Annotated in this window: 21 protein-coding genes and 1 tRNA gene; 17 read left to right on the top strand and 5 right to left on the bottom strand. The window is 65.1% G+C overall.

The annotated features are described in order from the left end of the window. Position 1 precedes the first annotated feature (1 nt). Entirely contained in the window at positions 2-1471 is a 1470-nt protein-coding gene (locus tag ACIUM1_RS18125; protein ID WP_406814002.1) for an aldehyde dehydrogenase, read from the bottom strand. Between the two features lie 210 nt (positions 1472-1681). Between ACIUM1_RS18125 and ACIUM1_RS18120 the strand changes: the two genes are divergently transcribed. The 9 genes from ACIUM1_RS18120 (at position 1682) to ACIUM1_RS18080 (ending at position 8683) form a co-directional block, all read left to right on the top strand. Next, positions 1682-2311: a TetR family transcriptional regulator gene (locus ACIUM1_RS18120; protein WP_406814000.1), complete on the top strand. Its 630-nt coding sequence runs from the start codon at positions 1682-1684 to the stop codon at positions 2309-2311. Next, positions 2312-3529, top strand: a complete 1218-nt coding sequence (locus ACIUM1_RS18115) for a cytochrome P450 (protein WP_406813999.1) — start codon at positions 2312-2314, stop codon at positions 3527-3529. Continuing rightward, the gene (locus tag ACIUM1_RS18110) at positions 3530-4360 is read left to right on the top strand and encodes an SDR family oxidoreductase (protein WP_406813998.1); all 831 of its coding nucleotides are present in this window, start codon (positions 3530-3532) and stop codon (positions 4358-4360) included. After that, on the top strand, positions 4353-5723 hold the full coding sequence (locus ACIUM1_RS18105; RefSeq protein WP_406813997.1) for a cytochrome P450: 1371 nt from the start codon (positions 4353-4355) through the stop codon (positions 5721-5723). The genes ACIUM1_RS18110 and ACIUM1_RS18105 overlap by 8 nt, the downstream gene beginning before the upstream one ends. A gap of 12 nt (positions 5724-5735) precedes the next feature. After that, positions 5736-5945 carry a ferredoxin gene (locus ACIUM1_RS18100; protein ID WP_406813996.1) on the top strand — a complete coding sequence of 70 codons (210 nt, stop codon included), beginning with the start codon at positions 5736-5738 and terminating at the stop codon, positions 5943-5945. 2 nt (positions 5946-5947) lie between these two features. After that, positions 5948-6493, top strand: coding sequence for a nuclear transport factor 2 family protein (locus tag ACIUM1_RS18095; RefSeq protein WP_406813995.1), 546 nt, complete (start codon positions 5948-5950; stop codon positions 6491-6493). A gap of 152 nt (positions 6494-6645) precedes the next feature. Beyond that, positions 6646-7773, top strand: a complete 1128-nt coding sequence (locus ACIUM1_RS18090) for an NDMA-dependent alcohol dehydrogenase (RefSeq protein WP_406813994.1) — start codon at positions 6646-6648, stop codon at positions 7771-7773. Positions 7774-7802: 29 nt separating this feature from the next. Beyond that, the gene (locus tag ACIUM1_RS18085; protein WP_406813993.1) at positions 7803-8240 is read left to right on the top strand and encodes a ketosteroid isomerase family protein; all 438 of its coding nucleotides are present in this window, start codon (positions 7803-7805) and stop codon (positions 8238-8240) included. Positions 8241-8278: 38 nt separating this feature from the next. After that, positions 8279-8683 (top strand): HIT family protein, encoded by a 405-nt coding sequence (locus tag ACIUM1_RS18080; RefSeq protein ID WP_406813992.1) that lies wholly within the window; start codon positions 8279-8281, stop codon positions 8681-8683. Here the strand turns inward: ACIUM1_RS18080 and ACIUM1_RS18075 are convergent. Both ACIUM1_RS18075 and phoP read right to left on the bottom strand, forming a co-directional pair. Then, positions 8671-10113, bottom strand: coding sequence for a sensor histidine kinase (locus ACIUM1_RS18075; protein WP_406813990.1), 1443 nt, complete (start codon positions 10111-10113; stop codon positions 8671-8673). The two genes, ACIUM1_RS18080 and ACIUM1_RS18075, sit on opposite strands and share 13 nt — an antisense overlap. Positions 10114-10152: 39 nt before the next feature. After that, the gene (phoP, locus tag ACIUM1_RS18070) at positions 10153-10872 is read right to left on the bottom strand and encodes a two-component system response regulator PhoP (RefSeq protein ID WP_406813989.1); all 720 of its coding nucleotides are present in this window, start codon (positions 10870-10872) and stop codon (positions 10153-10155) included. Between the two features lie 157 nt (positions 10873-11029). Here phoP and ACIUM1_RS18065 point away from each other — a divergent pair, with 157 nt between their 5' ends. Together ACIUM1_RS18065 and ACIUM1_RS18060 are read left to right on the top strand one after the other, a co-directional pair. Beyond that, positions 11030-11746 carry a hypothetical protein gene (locus ACIUM1_RS18065; RefSeq protein WP_406813988.1) on the top strand — a complete coding sequence of 239 codons (717 nt, stop codon included), beginning with the start codon at positions 11030-11032 and terminating at the stop codon, positions 11744-11746. 27 nt (positions 11747-11773) lie between these two features. Next, a tRNA-Thr gene (locus tag ACIUM1_RS18060) sits at positions 11774-11845 on the top strand. Positions 11846-11920: 75 nt separating this feature from the next. On the opposite strand, the gene ACIUM1_RS18055 is transcribed toward ACIUM1_RS18060, so the two are convergent. Both ACIUM1_RS18055 and ACIUM1_RS18050 read right to left on the bottom strand, forming a co-directional pair. Continuing rightward, positions 11921-13105 (bottom strand): tyrosine-type recombinase/integrase, encoded by a 1185-nt coding sequence (locus ACIUM1_RS18055; RefSeq protein ID WP_406813987.1) that lies wholly within the window; start codon positions 13103-13105, stop codon positions 11921-11923. Positions 13106-13109: 4 nt separating this feature from the next. Beyond that, entirely contained in the window at positions 13110-13757 is a 648-nt protein-coding gene (locus ACIUM1_RS18050; protein ID WP_406813986.1) for a hypothetical protein, read from the bottom strand. A gap of 189 nt (positions 13758-13946) precedes the next feature. Between ACIUM1_RS18050 and ACIUM1_RS18045 the strand changes: the two genes are divergently transcribed. The 6 genes from ACIUM1_RS18045 (at position 13947) to ACIUM1_RS18020 (ending at position 17236) form a co-directional block, all read left to right on the top strand. Continuing rightward, the gene (locus ACIUM1_RS18045; protein ID WP_406813985.1) at positions 13947-14141 is read left to right on the top strand and encodes a helix-turn-helix transcriptional regulator; all 195 of its coding nucleotides are present in this window, start codon (positions 13947-13949) and stop codon (positions 14139-14141) included. Positions 14142-14433: 292 nt separating this feature from the next. Further along, a complete protein-coding gene (locus ACIUM1_RS18040; protein WP_406813984.1) occupies positions 14434-14751 on the top strand; it encodes a DUF2742 domain-containing protein in 318 nt (105 codons plus the stop codon). After that, positions 14748-15245: a hypothetical protein gene (locus tag ACIUM1_RS18035; RefSeq protein WP_406813983.1), complete on the top strand. Its 498-nt coding sequence runs from the start codon at positions 14748-14750 to the stop codon at positions 15243-15245. The genes ACIUM1_RS18040 and ACIUM1_RS18035 overlap by 4 nt, the downstream gene beginning before the upstream one ends. Further along, the gene (locus ACIUM1_RS18030; RefSeq protein ID WP_406813982.1) at positions 15242-16450 is read left to right on the top strand and encodes an AAA family ATPase; all 1209 of its coding nucleotides are present in this window, start codon (positions 15242-15244) and stop codon (positions 16448-16450) included. Before ACIUM1_RS18035 ends, ACIUM1_RS18030 begins: the two co-directional genes overlap by 4 nt. 157 nt (positions 16451-16607) lie before the next feature. Next, positions 16608-16976: a hypothetical protein gene (locus ACIUM1_RS18025; protein ID WP_406813981.1), complete on the top strand. Its 369-nt coding sequence runs from the start codon at positions 16608-16610 to the stop codon at positions 16974-16976. Next, positions 16973-17236 carry a hypothetical protein gene (locus tag ACIUM1_RS18020; protein WP_406813980.1) on the top strand — a complete coding sequence of 88 codons (264 nt, stop codon included), beginning with the start codon at positions 16973-16975 and terminating at the stop codon, positions 17234-17236. Before ACIUM1_RS18025 ends, ACIUM1_RS18020 begins: the two co-directional genes overlap by 4 nt. Positions 17237-17312 lie beyond the last annotated feature (76 nt).

Raw genomic sequence — 17312 nt, 5'->3', positions numbered from 1 at the left:
GTCACTGCACGGCGGTGGCAATGGTTTTGACTTCCAGGTACTCCTCGAAGCCGGCCACGCCCATTTCTCGTCCGTTCCCGGACTGCTTGTATCCGCCGAACGGCGCGTCGGCGGAGTACCAGACACCACCGTTGACGTTGACGGTGCCCACCCGCATCCGGGAGGCGAAGTTGGCCGCGCGGTCGGGGTCGGCACCGAACACGGTGCCCGACAGACCATATGGCGAGTCGTTGGCGATGCGCAGTGCGTCGTCCTCGCCGTCGTAGGCGATCACGGTCAGCACCGGCCCGAAGATCTCCTCGCGGGCGGGCCGCGCGTCATTGGTCAGGCCGGCGATCACGGTGGGCTCGATGAAGAAGCCGCGGTCCCGGTCAGCCGGGCGGCCACCGCCACAGGCGAACGTCCCGCCCTCGGCGATCGCCAGATCGAGGTAGCTCTGCACGCGCTCCCGCTGCCGGGCGGAAATCACCGGCCCGCACACGGTTCCGGAGTCGTCGGGGTCGCCGGGCTTGATCGAGGCCATGGTGCCCGCGGCGATGGCGACGGCCTCGTCGTAGCGGTCCCGCGGCACCACCAGCCGGGTCGTGATGGCGCAGCCCTGCCCGGCGTGCATGGCCGCGGTGAACGCCGACATCGAGCATGCCCCGCCCAGGTCGGCGTCATCGAGGACGACGAACGCCGACTTGCCGCCCAGCTCCAGGAACACCCGCTTGATGGTGGCGGCGGCATCGGCCATCACACTGCGGCCGGTCGCGGTCGATCCGGTGAACGAAACCATGTCCACCCGAGGGTCTTTGGATAACAGCGCGCCGAGTCGATGGTCGTTGGATGTGACGATGTTGACGACGCCGGGAGGGAAGTCGGTGTGTTCGGCGATGATTTCCCCGAGCACGGCCGCGCACCAGGGCGTGTCCGGTGCGGGCTTGAGCACCACGGTGTTGCCGGCCGCCAGCGCGGGGCCCAGTTTGGCGAGGTTGATCTGGTGCGGGAAGTTCCACGGGGTGATGGCACCGACGACCCCGACGGCTTCGCGCGCGATCGTGCGCCGGGTCGGGATGCCCATCGGCGATGCCTGCCCGAGGTCTTGGTTCCACTCGTAGGACTCGGCGGTGTCAGCCGCGAAGCTCAAGTCGCCGACCGGTCCCTCCAACTGGGCGGCCGAGGTGAGCATCCGCGGGGCGCCGACCTCGGCGATGGTGATGTCGCGCAGTTCTTCGATGTGGTCGCGCATCGCGTCGCGCAGCTGCCGGATGCACCGCACCCGCAGCCCGGTGTTGCGGGACCAGTCCGTCTCGTCGAAGGCGCGTCGCGCGGCGTCGATGGCGCGGTCCATGTCGGTGGCGTCGGCGTTGGCGGCGACGCCCAGCACCTCCTCGGTGGCCGGGTTCACCGTCGGGAAGTTCCCGGCGCTACCGGCCGACAGCTTGCCGTCGATGAAGAGTTCACTCACGCCGTCGGCCAACAAGGCCATGTCCCGCTCCCGTCTGTGCGCGGTTCACCCGGCACGCCAACCTAGTGGACAGTTGTCCGATATTGTCCGCTCGAACCATAGCCGCCAGGGCATCGCCGCGGCAAGGGCCGAACCCGGACGGCGCCGGAACTACGCCGGAAAATGCGGCGTCAGCTGGATATTTGCCGGACAGGCTTGCTTCGCCCCGTTTTGATCGATTAGCTTGGACATGTGTCCAGCGACGCACTGGTGACAATCACTTCAGACGGCGGCCGCCGGACCGGTCAGCCGGAGCGCAATCGTCGCCAGGAGGAGACGTTTCGCAAGGTGCTGGTGGCCGGCATCGAGACGCTGCGGGAGAAGTCGTACGCCGACCTGACGGTGCGCGCGGTCGCCGCCCGCGCCAAAGTGGCCCCGGCCACCGCGTACACCTACTTCTCGTCGAAGAACCACCTGATCGCCGAGGTCTATTTGGACTTGGTGCGCCAAGTTCCGTTCTTCACCGACGTCAACGACCCGATGCCGGTCCGGGTGGACAAGGTGTTGCGTCACCTGGCGCTGGTGGTCGCCGACGAGCCCGAGGTCGGCGCCGCATGCACGACGGCACTGCTCGGCGGCGGCACGGACCCGGCGGTGGGTGCCGTGCGCGACCGCATCGGGGCCGAGATCCACCGCCGCATCGCGGCGGCCATCGGGCCCGGCGCCGACCCGAACACGGTGGCCGCGCTCGAGATGATGTTCTTCGGCGCATTGGTGCAGGCCGCCAGCGGCCAGTTCACCTACCACCAGATCGCCGACCAATTGGCCTATGTAGTGAGCCTGATCCTGCCCGGGCGGACAAACCAGGAGACGAAAAGCTAAATGACCGTCCATGTGGGCGACCACGAGTTGGTCCTCGACCCCTACGACTACGACTTCCACGAAGATCCGTACCCCTACTACAAGCGGCTGCGCGACGAGGCTCCGCTGTATCGCAACGACGAGCTGAAGTTCTGGGCATTGTCGCGGCACCAGGACGTGCTGCTGGGATTCCGCAACAGCACAACGCTTTCCAACAAGTACGGCGTCTCGCTGGACCCGGCGTCACGCGGCCCACACGCCAGCAAGACGATGTCCTTCCTGGCGATGGACGATCCAGCTCACCTGCGGCTGCGGACGCTGGTCTCAAAAGGCTTCACCCCGAGACGGATTCGCGAACTCGAGCCACGCGTCACCGAGATCGCGGTGCAGCATCTCGACACCATGCTCGACAAGGCCGAGGACGGCGCGGTCGACTACGTCGACGAGTTCGCCGGCAAGCTGCCGATGGACGTCATCTCCGAGCTGATGGGCGTGCCCGAGCCGGATCGGGATCAGGTGCGGGCCTGGGCCGACGGGGTGATGCACCGCGAGGAAGGCGTCACCGACGTGCCACCCGAGGCGGTCGAGGCCTCCCTCAACCTGATCGTCTACTACCAGGAGATGGTGGCCGAGCGGCGCGAAAAGCTGACCGACGATCTCACCTCGGCGCTGTTGGAGGCCGAGATCGACGGCGACCGGCTCACCGACGACGAAGTGCTCGGCTTCATGTTCCTGATGGTGATCGCCGGCAACGAGACCACCACCAAACTGCTTGCCAACGCCGCCTTTTGGGGTCACAAGAATCCGGATCAGCTGACGCCGGTGTACGAGGACCCGTCGCGGGTGCCACTGTGGGTCGAGGAGACCCTGCGCTACGACACATCCAGTCAGATCCTGGCCCGCACCGTGTCCGGCGAGCTCACCCTCTACGACACCACCATTCCCGAGGGCGACGTCCTGCTGCTACTCCCCGGGTCCGGGCATCGCGACGAGCGGGTCTTCGACAATCCCGACGACTACCTGATCGGGCGCGACATCGGGCCCAAACTGTTGAGTTTCGGTAGCGGCGCACACTTCTGCCTGGGCGCGCATCTGGCGCGGATGGAAGCCCGGGTCGCGCTCACCGAGTTGTTCAAGCGAATCCGCGGATACCAGGTGGACGAGGCCAACGCCGTCCGCGTCCACTCGAGCAATGTCCGCGGATTCGCTCACCTACCAATGACCGTGGAGGTCCGCTGAATGCCCCGCTTTGCACCCTTGCCCGAACGCCGGCCCGCCATCGTGGCCGGCGCTTCCTCCGGCATCGGAGAGGCAACCGCCATCGAACTCGCGGCGCACGGTTTCCCGGTCGCGCTGGGCGCCCGCCGGGTGGAGAAGCTCAACGACATCGTCGGCAAGATCAATGCCGAGGGCGGTGAGGCGGTCGGATTCCACCTGGACGTCACCGACCCGAACTCGGTGAAATCGTTTGTCGCACAGTCGACCGAGGCGCTCGGCGAAATCGAGGTACTGGTGGCCGGCGCCGGTGACACCTATTTCGGCAAGCTTGCCGAGATCACCACCGACGAGTTCGAGTCACAGCTGCAGATCCATCTGGTCGGCGCGAACCGGCTGGCCGCTGCGGTGCTGCCGGGCATGCTCGACCGGCAGCGCGGCGACCTGATCTTCGTGGGTTCCGACGTGGCCCTGCGCCAGCGTCCACACATGGGCGCCTACGGCGCGGCCAAGGCCGCGCTTGTCGCGATGGTGACCAACTTCCAGATGGAGCTTGAGGGCACCGGCGTGCGGGCCTCGATTGTGCATCCCGGCCCGACCAAGACGTCGATGGGCTGGAGCCTGCCCGCCGAGAAGATCGGACCCGCCCTGGAGGACTGGGCCAAATGGGGTCAGGCCCGACACGACTACTTCCTGCGCGCGGCGGATCTGGCGCGGGCCATCACCTTCGTCGCCGAGACGCCGCGCGGTGGCTTCATCGCGAACATGGAGCTTCAGCCCGAAGCACCGCTGGCCGACAACAAAGATCGCCAAAAGCTCGCGCTCGGCGAAGAAGGGATGCCAGGACATGGCTGACGCAACCACGGCGAACACCGCCGTCGTGCCCCGGGTTTCCGGCGGCGAGGAAGAGCACGGTCACCTCGAGGAATTCCGCACCGACCCAATCGGTTTGATGAAGCGCGTCCGGGAGGAATGCGGCGACGTCGGCTGGTTCCAGCTGGTCGACAAACACGTCATCCTGCTGTCCGGCGCCCAGGCCAATGAATTCTTCTTTCGCTCCGCCGACGAGGACCTGGACCAGGCCGCGGCGTATCCGTTCATGGCGCCGATCTTCGGCAAGGGCGTGGTGTTCGACGCCAGCCCGGAGCGGCGCAAGGAGATGCTGCACAACTCGGCGCTGCGCGGCGAGCAGATGAAGGGCCATGCCGCGACCATCGAGGCTCAGGTCAAGGGGATGATCGCCGACTGGGGCGACAAGGGCGAGATCGAGCTGCTCGACTTCTTCTCCGAGCTGACCATTTATACCTCGACGGCCTGCCTGATCGGCGTCAAGTTCCGCAACCAGCTCGACCACCGGTTCGCCGAGTACTACCACGAGCTGGAGCGCGGCACCGACCCGCTGTGCTACGTCGACCCCTACCTGCCGATCGAGAGCTTCAGGCGCCGCGACGAGGCCCGCGTGAAACTCGTTGCGCTGGTGCAGGAGATCATGAACGAGCGGCTGGCCAACCCGCCGAAGGACAAGGCGGACCGGGACATGCTCGACGTGCTGGTGTCGATCAAGGACGAGGAGGGCAAGCCGCGCTTCTCGGCCGACGAGGTCACCGGAATGTTCATCTCGCTGATGTTCGCGGGGCACCACACCAGTTCCGGGACCTCTGCGTGGACACTGATCGAGCTGATCCGCCACACGGACGTCTACGCCGAGGTGCTGGCCGAGCTCGACGAGCTCTACGCCGACGGGCAAGAGGTGAGTTTTCATGCGCTGCGGTCGATCCCGAAGCTGGACAACGTGGTCAAGGAGACCCTGCGGCTGCACCCCCCGCTGATCATCCTGATGCGGGTGGCCAAGGGCGAGTTCGAGGTCGAGGGCTTCCCGATTCACGACGGTGACTTCGTCGCGGCATCGCCGGCGATTTCGAACCGGATCCCCGAGGACTTCCCCGACCCGGACGCGTTCAAGCCAGACCGCTACAACAAGCCCGAGCAGGCCGACATCGTCAACCGGTGGACCTGGATCCCGTTCGGCGCGGGCCGGCACCGCTGCGTCGGCGCTGCGTTCGCCCAGATGCAGATCAAGGCGATCTTCTCGGTCCTGTTGCGCGAGTATGAATTCGAGATGGCGCAGCCGGCGGACAGCTATCACAATGACCACTCCAAGATGGTGGTGCAGCTGGCCCGGCCGGCCAAGGTCCGGTATCGCAAGCGCAGCGCGTAAGGAGCTACTCCGATGGGCGGATTCAGGATCGAGGCGGATCTGGATTTGTGTCAGGGCCACGCCATGTGCGAGTTGGAGGCGCCGGATTACTTCCGGGTGCCCAAGCGGGGCAAGGTGGAGATCCTCGACCCCGAACCACCCGAAGACGCCCGCGACGAAGTCGAGCGCGCGGTCGATATGTGCCCAACGCAAGCACTTTTCCTCAAAGAGAAAGAAGATTGACGATGGCGTCACACTCGCGTGAAGAACTCGAGGCATGGGTCGACCGTTGGCTGCAGGTCAATAAGGACTGCGAGAAGGCCGGTGACTGGCGACCGTTGGCGGACTTCTACGCCCAAGACGCCACGTACGGCTGGAACATCGGCCCCAAGGAAGACGTGATGTGCGTAGGGGTCGACGAAATCCGTGACATCGCCCTGGGCTTGGAGATGGAGGGCCTGGAGAACTGGGTGTATGAGTATCAGAAGGTGCTCATCGACGAGAAGCAGGGCGAGATCGTCGGCTTTTGGAAGCAGATCGTCAACAAGACCGACGGCACCCGGGACGAGATCTACGGCATCGGCGGCAGCTGGTTCCGGCTCAACGCCGAACAGCAGATCGAGTGGCAACGCGACTTCTTCGACTTCGGTCACGTCGCGTACATGTTCGGCAAGCTCATCGAATCCGGGGACCTGAGCGAGGGCATGCAGAAGCGGATCGAGCGCAGCATCGCCGGCGAAAAGCTGCCCGGCTACTACCCGCTTGGCGAGGCCCCCGTCCCCATCTGGTGACCTCCCGACCGGTTGGTGGTCCCCCCCTCTTTACAGCCCGGTGACGAAGGTCATAATGGTCTGCGAATGAGAACACGTTCTAACTTGCCGTCCGGCACCGGCCGGCCCCTTTCACCGACACTCGGGTCAGGGCATGCTGATGGAGGTCCTTCATGAAAACAAAAGGCGCACTGATCTGGGAGTTCAACCAGCCCTGGTCCATCGAGGAAATCGAGATCGGCGACCCGCAGGCGCACGAGGTCAAGATCCAGATGGAAGCGGCCGGGATGTGCCATTCGGATCACCATCTAGTTACCGGCGGCATACCTATGGCCGGCTTCCCGGTGCTCGGCGGGCATGAGGGCGCCGGCATTGTCACCGAGGTCGGTCCGGGCGTCGAAGACATCGCCCCGGGTGACCACGTCGTGCTGTCCTTCATCCCGTCGTGTGGTCAGTGTCCCACCTGTCAGGCGGGCATGCGCAACCTGTGCGACCTGGGCGCCGGTCTGCTCGGCGGCGCCGCGGTGTCCGACGGCACCTTCCGCATCCAGGCCAAGGGCCAGAACGTCTACCCGATGACACTGCTGGGCACGTTCTCCCCGTACATGGTCGTGCACCGCAGCTCGGTGGTGAAGATCGACCCGTCGGTGCCGTTCGAGGTGGCCGCGCTGGTCGGCTGCGGCGTCACCACCGGCTACGGTTCGTCGGTCCGCACCGCTGACATCCGCCCGGGCCAGGACGTCGCCATCGTCGGCGTCGGCGGGGTCGGCATGGCGGCGCTGCAGGGAGCCGTCAACGCCGGCGCCCGCTACGTCTTCGCGATCGACCCGGTGGAGTGGAAACGGGACCAGGCACTGAAATTCGGCGCCACCCACGTGTACCCCGACATCATGGCCGCGATGGCGGGCATCGCCGAGGTCACCTACGGCCTGATGGCGCACAAGGTCGTGGTCACCGTGGGCGAGCTGCAGGGCGCCGACGTCGACAACTACCTGAACATCACCCAAAAGGGCGGCACCTGCGTGCTGACCGCCATCGGCAGCCTGCTGGACACCAACGTCAACCTGAACCTGGCGATGCTGACCCTGATGCAGAAGAACTTGCAGGGCACCATCTTCGGCGGCGGCAACCCGCAGTACGACATTCCGCAGCTGCTGTCGATGTACAAGGCCGGCAAGCTGAACCTGGACGACATGATCACCCGCCAGTACAAGCTGGAGCAGATCAACGACGGCTACCAGGACATGTTGGACGGCAAGAACATTCGCGGCGTTATCCGCTTTACCGACGCCGACCGCTAGCCGCCGATCAGCCGCGTCCGTGGAGTGAAATGACCGAAACCACGAAAGCCCAAGAGTCCCAGGCGTCCCCGGCCCTGGCCGCGTCGCAGTCGTCGTGGCGGTGCGTGCAGGCGCACGACCGGGAGGGCTGGCTGGCGCTGATGTCCGACGACGTCGTCATCGAGGACCCGATCGGCAAGTCCGTCACCAACCCCGACGGCGCCGGCGTCCGCGGCAAGGAGGCCGTCGGGGCGTTCTTCGACACCAACATCGCCGCAAACCAGCTCTCGATCACCTGCGAGGAGACCTTCCCCTCGAGTTCGCCCGACGAGATCGCCCACATTCTGGTGCTCAACAGCAAGTTCGAGGGCGGCTTGACCAGCTCGGTGCGAGGCGTGTTCACCTACAAGGTCAACGACGCGGGGCTGATCACGAACATGCGCGGCTACTGGAATCTCGAGATGATGCAGTTCGGCCAGGAAGGGTGAGCCACGGGCGATAAAGTCGGCGCACCTATGCTGTGCACATGGCGTCGATCTTCACCAAGATCATCAACCGTGAACTCCCCGGCCGCTTCGTCTACGAGGACGACGACGTCGTCGCGTTCCTGACGATCGAGCCGATGACCCAGGGCCACACGCTCGTCGTGCCGCGCGCCGAGATCGACAACTGGCAGGACGTCGACGGCGCGGCCTTCGCCCGGGTCATGTCCGTGAGCCAGTTGATCGGCAAGGCGGTGAGCAAGGCCTTCAGAACCGAGCGGTCCGGCCTGATCATTGCCGGGCTCGAGGTGCCGCACCTGCACGTGCACGTGTTCCCCACCCGCAGCCTCAGCGACTTCGGCTTCGCCAACGTCGACCGCAACCCGTCGGCGGAATCGCTGGACGAGGCCCAGGCCAAGATCAAGGCGGCGCTGGCTCAGTTGACGTGAACCGGCTCCGGCGCGGACACGTCACTGATGCGCGGCAGCGTCACCCGGAAGCGGCAGCCCTCACCCGGCGCGGTGGTCACGCTGACGGCACCGCCGTGCGCGCGCACCAATGACTCGACGATGGACAGCCCCAGTCCGGTGCCGCCGCTGGCCCGCGCCCGCGACGAGTCGGTGCGATAGAACCGCTCGAAGACGCGGGACGCGTCCTCCTGGTTCATGCCGGGGCCCTTGTCCGCTACTTCGAGCACCGCATCGTTGCCGTCGGTGCCGACCCGCACGGTGACATCGGCGCGTTCCGGGGTGTGCTGCACGGCGTTGGCGACGAGGTTGCTCAGCACCTGCCGGATCCGTGCTTCGTCACCGAGCACCTCGGGGGTGCCCGGCCCGTCGAGCACCTCCATGGTGATGGTGCGGTTGGGGGCCATCGCCTGCCCGTCATGGACGGCGTCGCTGGCCAGCGCCAGCAGGTCCACCCGATGGTGCTCGAGCGGTCGTTGCACATCGAGGCGGGCCAGCAGCAGCAGGTCGTCGACCAGTAGGCCCATCCGGGAGGCCTCGCTTTCGATCCGCGACAGCAGCATCGCGACGTCGCGGGCGGCACCCTGGCGGTACAGCTCGGCGAAGCCGCGGATGGTCGTCAGCGGCGTGCGCAGTTCGTGGCTGGCGTCGGTGATGAACCGCCGCATCCGCTCCTCGGAGCTGCGGGCCTTCTCCGCGGAAGACTCCGAGGACGCCAGCGCCTGCTGAATCTGCGTCAGCATTCCGTTGAGCGCCTGGGACAACCGGCCCACCTCGGTCCGCGGATCCCGTTCTGGCACACGCCGATCCAGCTGGCCCGCGGCGATGTCGGCGGCGGTGTGTTCAACCTCGGTCAGCGGCCGCAGGCTGCGCTGCACCACCGCGAAGCTGGCGATCCCCACGACGGCCAGCACCGCCGCCCCGATGCCCACCTGCAACCAGACCAGCGAGCTGACCGTGTGCTGAACGTCGGACAGGTCGATCGCGACCGTGGTCAGTCCGTGCGGGCCGTGCACCGAGACGGCCCGCCACTGGATGTCCGAGCCGTTCACCGAGGGCAGCGTCGTCGGGTTGGGGCCCACGTCGTTGTCGGGCGGTAGCGCCGGTTCGGCGTTGCGGTCATTGATGGCGGTGAACGGGGTGCCGTTGGTGCCGACACCGCGCACGTAGAACTTCGACGGCGGCCGGCCCGGATCGGGGCCCTCGTAGGGCGGCGGCGACTGGCGCCGCGGATTCTGTGCCCAGCCGCGGGACGCGTCGAGCAGTGTGGAGTCGATGCGGCTGACCAGGCTGTGCCGCAGGATCGACGTCACCGCGATGCCGGACACGGCGAGACCGCAGGCGACCAGGGCCAGGGTGGCGGCGACGAGCCCTATCCGGAGGGGCAATTCACGTCGAGGCTTGGTTCCCATCTACCCCTTCTTCGCTACCGGTGCCGGCCACGCGCCGGCTCAGCGCGGTTCCCGCAGCACGTAACCCACTCCGCGCAGGGTGTGCAGCAGCCGCTTTTCCCCGGTGTCGATCTTGCGGCGCAGATACGACACGTAGGACTCGACGACATTGACGTCACCTCCGAAGTCGTAGCGCCACACGTGGTCGAGGATCTTCGGTTTGCTCAACACCGTGCCCGCATTGATCACAAAGTAACGCAACAGGGTGAATTCGGTCGGCGACAGCGACACCGGCTGACCGGCCTTCCACACTTCGTGGGTTTCCTCGTCGAGCTCGATGTCGGCGAAAGTGAGCCGCGCGCTACGCGGTTCGGCCCCGCCCTTGCCTGCGCGGCGAAGGATGACCCGCAGCCGGGCGACCACCTCTTCGAGGCTGAACGGCTTCGTCACGTAGTCGTCCCCGCCCAGCGTCAGGCCGGCGATCTTGTCCTGCAGGGAATCCCGGGCGGTCAGAAACAGTGCGGGGGCGTCGATACCGTCGGCGCGCAGTCGCCGCAACACCCCGAAACCGTCCATGCCCGGCATCATCACGTCGAGGATCACCGCGTCGGGACGCGCCTCGCGCGCCCGATCCAGGGCCTGGGCGCCGTTGGTTGCCGTATGAACCTCGAACCCCTGGAACTTGAGACTCACCGAGAGCAGCTCGACGATGTTGGCTTCGTCGTCGACCACGAGGACGCGAGCCTCCGGTTTGCTGTCAGTGGGGGTTGCCGATGTCATCTGATGTTCATGTCCCTTACTTGAACGTTTGCTATGTGACGGTTGTGCACTTCCTGAAAGCTCAGTGCCAACCAACTGATAGTAGTCTGCCAGGAATCGTCGCATTGCCTTGGACGTAGCGCCCTTGCCGGCCTGCGTCGCGAATACACTCGGGACCATGAGCCTCGCCAGAAACATCGCGTCGGCCGCGACCGCGCCCGCCCGGGTGGGGCTGGCCGCCGCGGATGTGAGCCTGAGCGTCGCGAGCGCGGCCGTCGGCGTGGCGAAACGGGCTCTGGGTGAGGGCGGAACCGCCGGCACCAGCGCGATGACCTCCATGCTCGGCATCGACGACGCGATCGTCCGGGCCAACCGGCTGGCCAGGCTGCTCGACGACGACGCCCCGCTGGGCCGGGCCATCGCGGCGGACGGCCCGATCGACCGCTTGCTGCGCCCCGGCGGGGTGGTCGACATGCTGACGGCCGAGGGCGGCCTGCTGGACCGGCTCACGGCCGAGGGCGGCGCCCTGCACCGCACGCTGCAGCCCGGCGGGCTGGCCGATCAGCTGGTCGCCGAGGACGGTCTGATCGAGCGGCTGCTGGCCGAGGACGGGCTGGCCGACCGGTTGCTCGCCGAGGGCGGCCTGGTCGACAAGCTGACGGCGAAGAACGGCCCGCTGGATCAGCTCGCCGACGTCGCCGACACCCTCGCCCGGCTGACGCCCGGGATGGAGGCGCTCGAGCCCGCCATCGCCACGCTGCAGGACGCCGTCATCGCGCTCACCATGGTGGTCAACCCACTGAGCAACATCGCCGACCGAATTCCGCTGCCCGGGCGCCGGCGCCCCTCGTCGCGGGCGGTGCGCTCAACACGCGTGATCGACACCGACAACTGACCGATTAGGCTGGGTCCGTTCAACCCCGCCTCCTTAGCTCAGTGGTAGAGCACTCGCCTTGTAAGCGAGCGGTCGTCAGTTCAATCCTGACAGGGGGCTCAGCCAAATCATGGTGTTCACCTGCGATGACTTCCATGAGGCCGCAGCGCAAGCGTGTTCGAAGATCGCTCAGTGTCACGACAGTGTCACAACCTTCTGCAAAGTGGCCGCCGCCGCCTGCAAGGCGTCGTTCTGAGCGTGCACATAGGTCCGCATAGTGAATGCCGGGTCAGCGTGACCGAGCCATGCTGAGATGACTGCAATCGGCACGGCCTGTGCGTGCATGATGCTGGCGCAGGAATGGCGCGCGTCGTGGAGGCGGATCTGCCGCACCTTGGCCTCCCCGCAAAGTTCACGCCAGAAGTCGCTCAAGGTGTCCGGATGGTACGGACGACCCGCGTCATCAACGACGACGTGGTCCCCCTCTCCTACGTAATGGGGACCAAGCTGCAGCCGCTCCGCGGCCTGGACGGCTTTGGCTCGCTTGAGCGCCTTCGCCAGTGCCGGCGTCAACGGGAGCGTCCGCGCCGACCGCTCAGTCTTTGGATTCTTGTCATGGATTTTGCCGCCGACCGACACCCGGTTATGCGCGACGGTCAGCGTTCCAGCGTCGCCATCGGGATTGAGCTCCACGTCTGACCAACGCAACCCGCTGATCTCTCCCCGCCTCAAACCAGCCAGGGCGAGGTGCCATGCATGGCCAAGTCGATTGTTCTCGACGTGCTTAAGCAACTGGCGGACCTCCTTCTCATCGAAGGTCTTCAACTTCGCCTCCGGCCGCCTCAGCCGCTTGACCAACGCAGCGACATCGCGCGCCAGCGCGCCTTGTCTGACCAGATCGGCGAGCACACGTGAGATGAGGTTCAGCATCGGGTTAATCGAGTTGGCAGTCCACGGTCTCTTCTGATCGGGGAACGATCCGTCAACCAGGTCAGTAACGAGTCGGTCGAGATGGGACTTGGTGAGTTGCTGCACCGGCATCTCGCCATGACGATCGCGCAGCGGCTTCAGGGCGTGCGTGTAAGCGGCACGTGTCGTTGGCTCGATATCGTGCATTCCAGCGAGCCAGTCCCGGCACGCCTTCTCGATCGTGAGAACCGAGCGAGCGACGAACGTGCCATCAATGGCGCCGCCGGTGATTTCTGCCAGCGCCTTGCGCGCTTCGCGTTCGGACGCGTAACGCCGTCGCACCTGGCGGCGCCTCCCGTCCGCGGCCTGACCGGCATCAACTGTGAGCTGGTAGCGCACAACACGCTTCCCCGTCTTACGGTCGCCTATGTCAACCTTCTTGATCTGAGGTGGTAACTGCTGCCGACTCATGGCCTCACGCCTTTCGCATGCCCTTGTGCGTCTTCGGGAGCAGGCCGTCACTGCGGCATAACTCGACGTAGCGGGCCGCCGTCCGGTAGGAGACGTCAAACTCGTCGCGGACCGCCTCTAATGGCCTTGTTGCAATGTTTTCCCGGTACACCTCTGCCGTCTTTCGGAGCAGCTCCTGCGTGACCTTGCGCCGGCCGGCCTTCCGGGCGTGTTCAATCGCCTTGCGACCGCTTCGCTCACCCGAAACGCTGCGAAAGCCGTCTTGCGTCAACCGATATGTGCATTCGGACAGGATGTCTTCGATCCAGTTTGAAAGATCTATGGCTTCCAGGTCGGACGGCCGCAATCCTCGACCGTCCGACCTCGCGACGAGATGGATCTCCGTACACTCTGGAATACCTTGCCGGACTGTAATTTTCAGCTTTCGGATCGGTGCACTACGGTCGCGTGAGAAGTCGACGTCGACTTCGCCAGGAATGAAGACGCCGTCTGATCCGATCGGCACCAGACTGTTGAAGACGTAGTTCGCTTTGCCAAACGGCAGGTCTATTACAAACGGCATGTCAGGGCCGATTACTGGCCGGCCATCCTCCACGTCGCCGCGGATTTCGGCCAACGCTCCCGCGATCACATAGTTGGAAACCTCATCCACAGCGCGCTTTTCCTGTGTTCGGATCTGCCGAGTCCGCTCACCTCGTTCTTTCGTCGACGCCGCTCCACCCTCACATCTATGCCATTAAAACCTTGCCATTGTCACTAGCGTGAGTATGCCACTGCATCTGAAGATGTCAATAGACCGCTGACACACAAGCGGAAATGACGGAATAGCAGCGGAGGATCAATGAGCGGCATGACACGTCGCCTGGTATCGATACCAGACGCCCGGTTGGAGCTCGGCGGCATCGGCCACACCACGCTTTATGAGCTCGTTAAACGCGGCGAACTCAAGAAGGTGAACATCGGACGACGCGGTTTCATCACCGCGGAATCCCTTGTGGCCTATGTGGATCGCCTCACTGAAGCGGCAACGGCATGAGCCCACCAAAAGAAGTCAAGGGCCGAACCCCGAACCACCAGGACCGACCCTCAACCAATCACATCAATGGCCACCACGCCACCACCGTCGATTCTAAGGCATATCGACGACAAGACGGCTACACAGCGCTGAACACCGAGGACCTCCAGGACGGGGCTGTCCTCGCCGCTGCTGCCGAGCGCGGCTATCGGATCGCAGTGCGATGCCTTGACTGCGGACACTGGCTTGCTGCGCCCGTCTCCGTGGCCGCTCACCGCGGCCCGCGCTGCCGTGCTCGGGTAGGTGGCGTCGGATGACGATCATTGGTTCACAGCAGGTCTCCTGGCCTGAAGTGCATCGCTATCTCGAAGCCGTGCTTGCCCAAGCCAACGCCGGACCGTTGCCGTGGGCCGGCGCACCCGAGTGGTGTGCGATGTCTGACGGCGACCCTCGAAAACTGCTCGCTCTTGCAGTCGATGGAGAACACCACGTCCTCCGCAAAGAGGTAGCCCAGGCGGCCCACGCTGAGGCCAGTAGGGCGATCTCGGCGGCCGCCGACTGGTCTGGTATCGGCAACGAGATTCGCCGGCGTCGCGGTTCGTCGCGCTTACCGCGGCGGGGGGTCGCGTGAATATAGAGCCGGATATCAACTGCCCGCACTGCGGGCCGGTCATCTTGTGCCCCCACACGAGCTCCAACGTCAGTGCAAGTTCGAACCAGGCTCCCACCAATTGGGGCGACTTCAACTGGACAGGCAACTTCCTCGAGAACAGCCGGCGCATCAAAGCATCGGCCGAAACGCAAGAAGCGAATCCAGGCCCAGGACGGATCGATGCGGCGCCTCCCGGTGGAAACCCCACCTATGTCAGGGCCGCAATCGGTGCAGAGCTGCAGCGGCTCGCTTCGTCCCGCGAGGGTTCTCGGAACGACACGCTGCTCCGGGTTGCTTGCAACGTCTACGAGTTCGTCAAAGGCGGCCACGCGAGCCAGACGGCGGTGCACACCGAACTGACACGGATCGCTGCCGCAATCGGCCTGCAGCAGAGCGAGATCCGCGCCACATTGCGGTCAGCATGGGAACGGGTAGGGCCCCGCGACGTGCCTTCGTTGAGAGGTGCAGTGTGACCGCGGCAAACCTCGACAACATCATCATTGGCAACAATGGCGAGCCGGTCGACCTGCACGAACTCGCAGTCTTAGACGAAGTTCGTAAACTCCGAGCCCGCCGGGACGCGCGCCGGTGCCTCAACGCCGAAGACCGGCCTGCCCTTGCGCCTCCGCCAGTCAAACCGTTTGCAGACTGGATCAATCAGCCCGTTAACCCGATCAGGTATCGGATTGAAAGCTTGGCCCCAGCCAATGCGCGCGTTCTGCTCGCCGCGCAGTTCAAAGCGGGCAAGACAAGCCTTATTGCCAACCAGGCCCGGGCCCTGACTGACGGCGACCCATTCTTGAACAACTTCACGGTCAATGCCCCAGCGAGGCACCTCGTCGTGATCGACGACGAGCTCGATGAGGACATGCTGCGGGAGTGGCTTCGCGCGCAGAATATTCGCAACACCACCGCGATCGCTGAAGTCATAGCGCTGCGCGGGCTAGTCGCCTCGTTCAACATCCTGGACGATCATGTCCGCGACCAATGGGTGCGCCGGCTACGTGACCACGCCTGCGACTACTTGATCCTCGACTGCCTGCGTCCCGTCCTGGACGCGTGCGGGCTTGACGAGAGCCGAGATACTGGCCAATTCCTGCTGGCATACGACGAATTGCTCAGCCAGGCAGGGATCGGTGACTCAACCATCGTTCACCACATGGGCCATAGCAACGAGCGATCTCGTGGGGACTCGCGGCTTCTCGACTGGCCCGACGTGCTGTGGAAGATCGTGCGTGAGAACGAGGACCCAGCATCCAGTCGGTACTTCTCGGCCTACGGGCGTGGCGTCGATGTGCGCGAGGGCAGATTGACGTACGACGTCGACTCACATCGCCTTACCTACGTCGGTGGCTCTCGTGGCGACGCTGAGTCAGAAGCCGCGTTCCCGGCGGTCATTCAACTACTCGCGGCATTGGCCAAGAGCGGTGAAGACGATGGGCTGAGCAAGAACCACATCGAAGGCGACCTCCGGTTCAGTGACCACAAGCAAAAGGCCGTCCGCGGAGCCATCAGGGCATCCGTCGAACGCGGCCTAGTCGAAGTGATGCCAGGCCCGCGTAACTCGCAATTGCACCGCATCAAGCACCCGTGCGCTGACTGCGGCTTCCCAGTCACCACCGGCGAATCGCGCCACAAATCCTGTGAACTCGAGACAGAAGGATTGTCGTTGAAATGAGCCCAGTTCGTCAGCTCGTCAGACCTCGTCGCCAGTTCGTCAACGAAGTCACGAATCCAGTTCGTCAGTTCGTCAGTTCGTTTATAGAACGAACTGAACTGACGACGTACACGAGTAACAAGCACCCGTCCCAGTTCGTCAGAAGGCAGCACTGATCATGGGCCGCACCCGAAAATCAGCCAAGGCCGCCGGCACTCGCTTCGAAACCACCATCGCCAGAGCGCTAGCCGCAGCACTCGACGATGACCGGATCGAACGTCGCACCCGAAACGGTGCGCGAGACCGAGGAGACATCGGCGGCATTCGCCTTCACGGCCAGCGGGTGGTCATTGAAGTCAAAGACTGCGGCCGCGTGGACCTTCCGGGCTGGACTGCCGAAGCACACCTCGAGGCCGGCAACGACGACGCGCTCGTCGGCCTGGTCGTCCACAAGCGCCGCGGCGTTGGAGATCCCATGGCCCAGTGGGTTACGTGCACTGTCGCCGACCTTGTAGCGATTCTGACTGGACAGCGGGCCGAACTGTGAACAGCAGCGGCTTATTCGATGCACTCGGCAGCATCCCCGAATTGACCGGCGCGCGCTGCCGCGGTCAAAGCCAAGTATTCGACGAAACCGACGACCCCGATCTCGTCGAGTACGCGCAAAGCCTCTGCCAAACGTGTCCAGCGCTGCTGGCCTGCACATCCTGGCTGGCCTCGCTGCCGCCCCGAAAGTGGCCGTCCGGCGTTGTTGCCGGCCAGGTCCGTACCGCGCGCCGTGGCAGACCGAAAGCGGTGTCCGCGTGACCACCGCATCAGTTGAGTGCCCCTGCGGCGCCACCACCATCGTCGGCCCCAACCAACTCTGGGCACATTGCGACGG

The organism is Mycobacterium sp. M23085 (assembly GCF_045343915.1).
Classification (GTDB): Bacteria; Actinomycetota; Actinomycetes; order Mycobacteriales; family Mycobacteriaceae; genus Mycobacterium.
This window is presented reverse-complemented; position numbering and strand designations above follow the sequence as displayed.

What these genes read in the sequence shown, in the direction of transcription:
- ACIUM1_RS18125 (WP_406814002.1), bottom strand. Translation starts at nt 1,471, where the DNA reads ATGGCCTTGTTGGCCGACGGCGTGAGTGAACTCTTCATCGACGGCAAG.
- ACIUM1_RS18115 (WP_406813999.1), top strand. Translation starts at nt 2,312, where the DNA reads ATGACCGTCCATGTGGGCGACCACGAGTTGGTCCTCGACCCCTACGAC.
- ACIUM1_RS18110 (WP_406813998.1), top strand. Translation starts at nt 3,530, where the DNA reads ATGCCCCGCTTTGCACCCTTGCCCGAACGCCGGCCCGCCATCGTGGCC.
- ACIUM1_RS18105 (WP_406813997.1), top strand. Translation starts at nt 4,353, where the DNA reads ATGGCTGACGCAACCACGGCGAACACCGCCGTCGTGCCCCGGGTTTCC.
- ACIUM1_RS18100 (WP_406813996.1), top strand. Translation starts at nt 5,736, where the DNA reads ATGGGCGGATTCAGGATCGAGGCGGATCTGGATTTGTGTCAGGGCCAC.
- ACIUM1_RS18095 (WP_406813995.1), top strand. Translation starts at nt 5,948, where the DNA reads ATGGCGTCACACTCGCGTGAAGAACTCGAGGCATGGGTCGACCGTTGG.
- ACIUM1_RS18090 (WP_406813994.1), top strand. Translation starts at nt 6,646, where the DNA reads ATGAAAACAAAAGGCGCACTGATCTGGGAGTTCAACCAGCCCTGGTCC.
- ACIUM1_RS18085 (WP_406813993.1), top strand. Translation starts at nt 7,803, where the DNA reads ATGACCGAAACCACGAAAGCCCAAGAGTCCCAGGCGTCCCCGGCCCTG.
- ACIUM1_RS18080 (WP_406813992.1), top strand. Translation starts at nt 8,279, where the DNA reads ATGGCGTCGATCTTCACCAAGATCATCAACCGTGAACTCCCCGGCCGC.
- ACIUM1_RS18075 (WP_406813990.1), bottom strand. Translation starts at nt 10,113, where the DNA reads ATGGGAACCAAGCCTCGACGTGAATTGCCCCTCCGGATAGGGCTCGTC.
- phoP (WP_406813989.1), bottom strand. Translation starts at nt 10,872, where the DNA reads ATGACATCGGCAACCCCCACTGACAGCAAACCGGAGGCTCGCGTCCTC.
- ACIUM1_RS18065 (WP_406813988.1), top strand. Translation starts at nt 11,030, where the DNA reads ATGAGCCTCGCCAGAAACATCGCGTCGGCCGCGACCGCGCCCGCCCGG.
- ACIUM1_RS18055 (WP_406813987.1), bottom strand. Translation starts at nt 13,105, where the DNA reads ATGAGTCGGCAGCAGTTACCACCTCAGATCAAGAAGGTTGACATAGGC.
- ACIUM1_RS18045 (WP_406813985.1), top strand. Translation starts at nt 13,947, where the DNA reads ATGAGCGGCATGACACGTCGCCTGGTATCGATACCAGACGCCCGGTTG.
- ACIUM1_RS18040 (WP_406813984.1), top strand. Translation starts at nt 14,434, where the DNA reads ATGACGATCATTGGTTCACAGCAGGTCTCCTGGCCTGAAGTGCATCGC.
- ACIUM1_RS18025 (WP_406813981.1), top strand. Translation starts at nt 16,608, where the DNA reads ATGGGCCGCACCCGAAAATCAGCCAAGGCCGCCGGCACTCGCTTCGAA.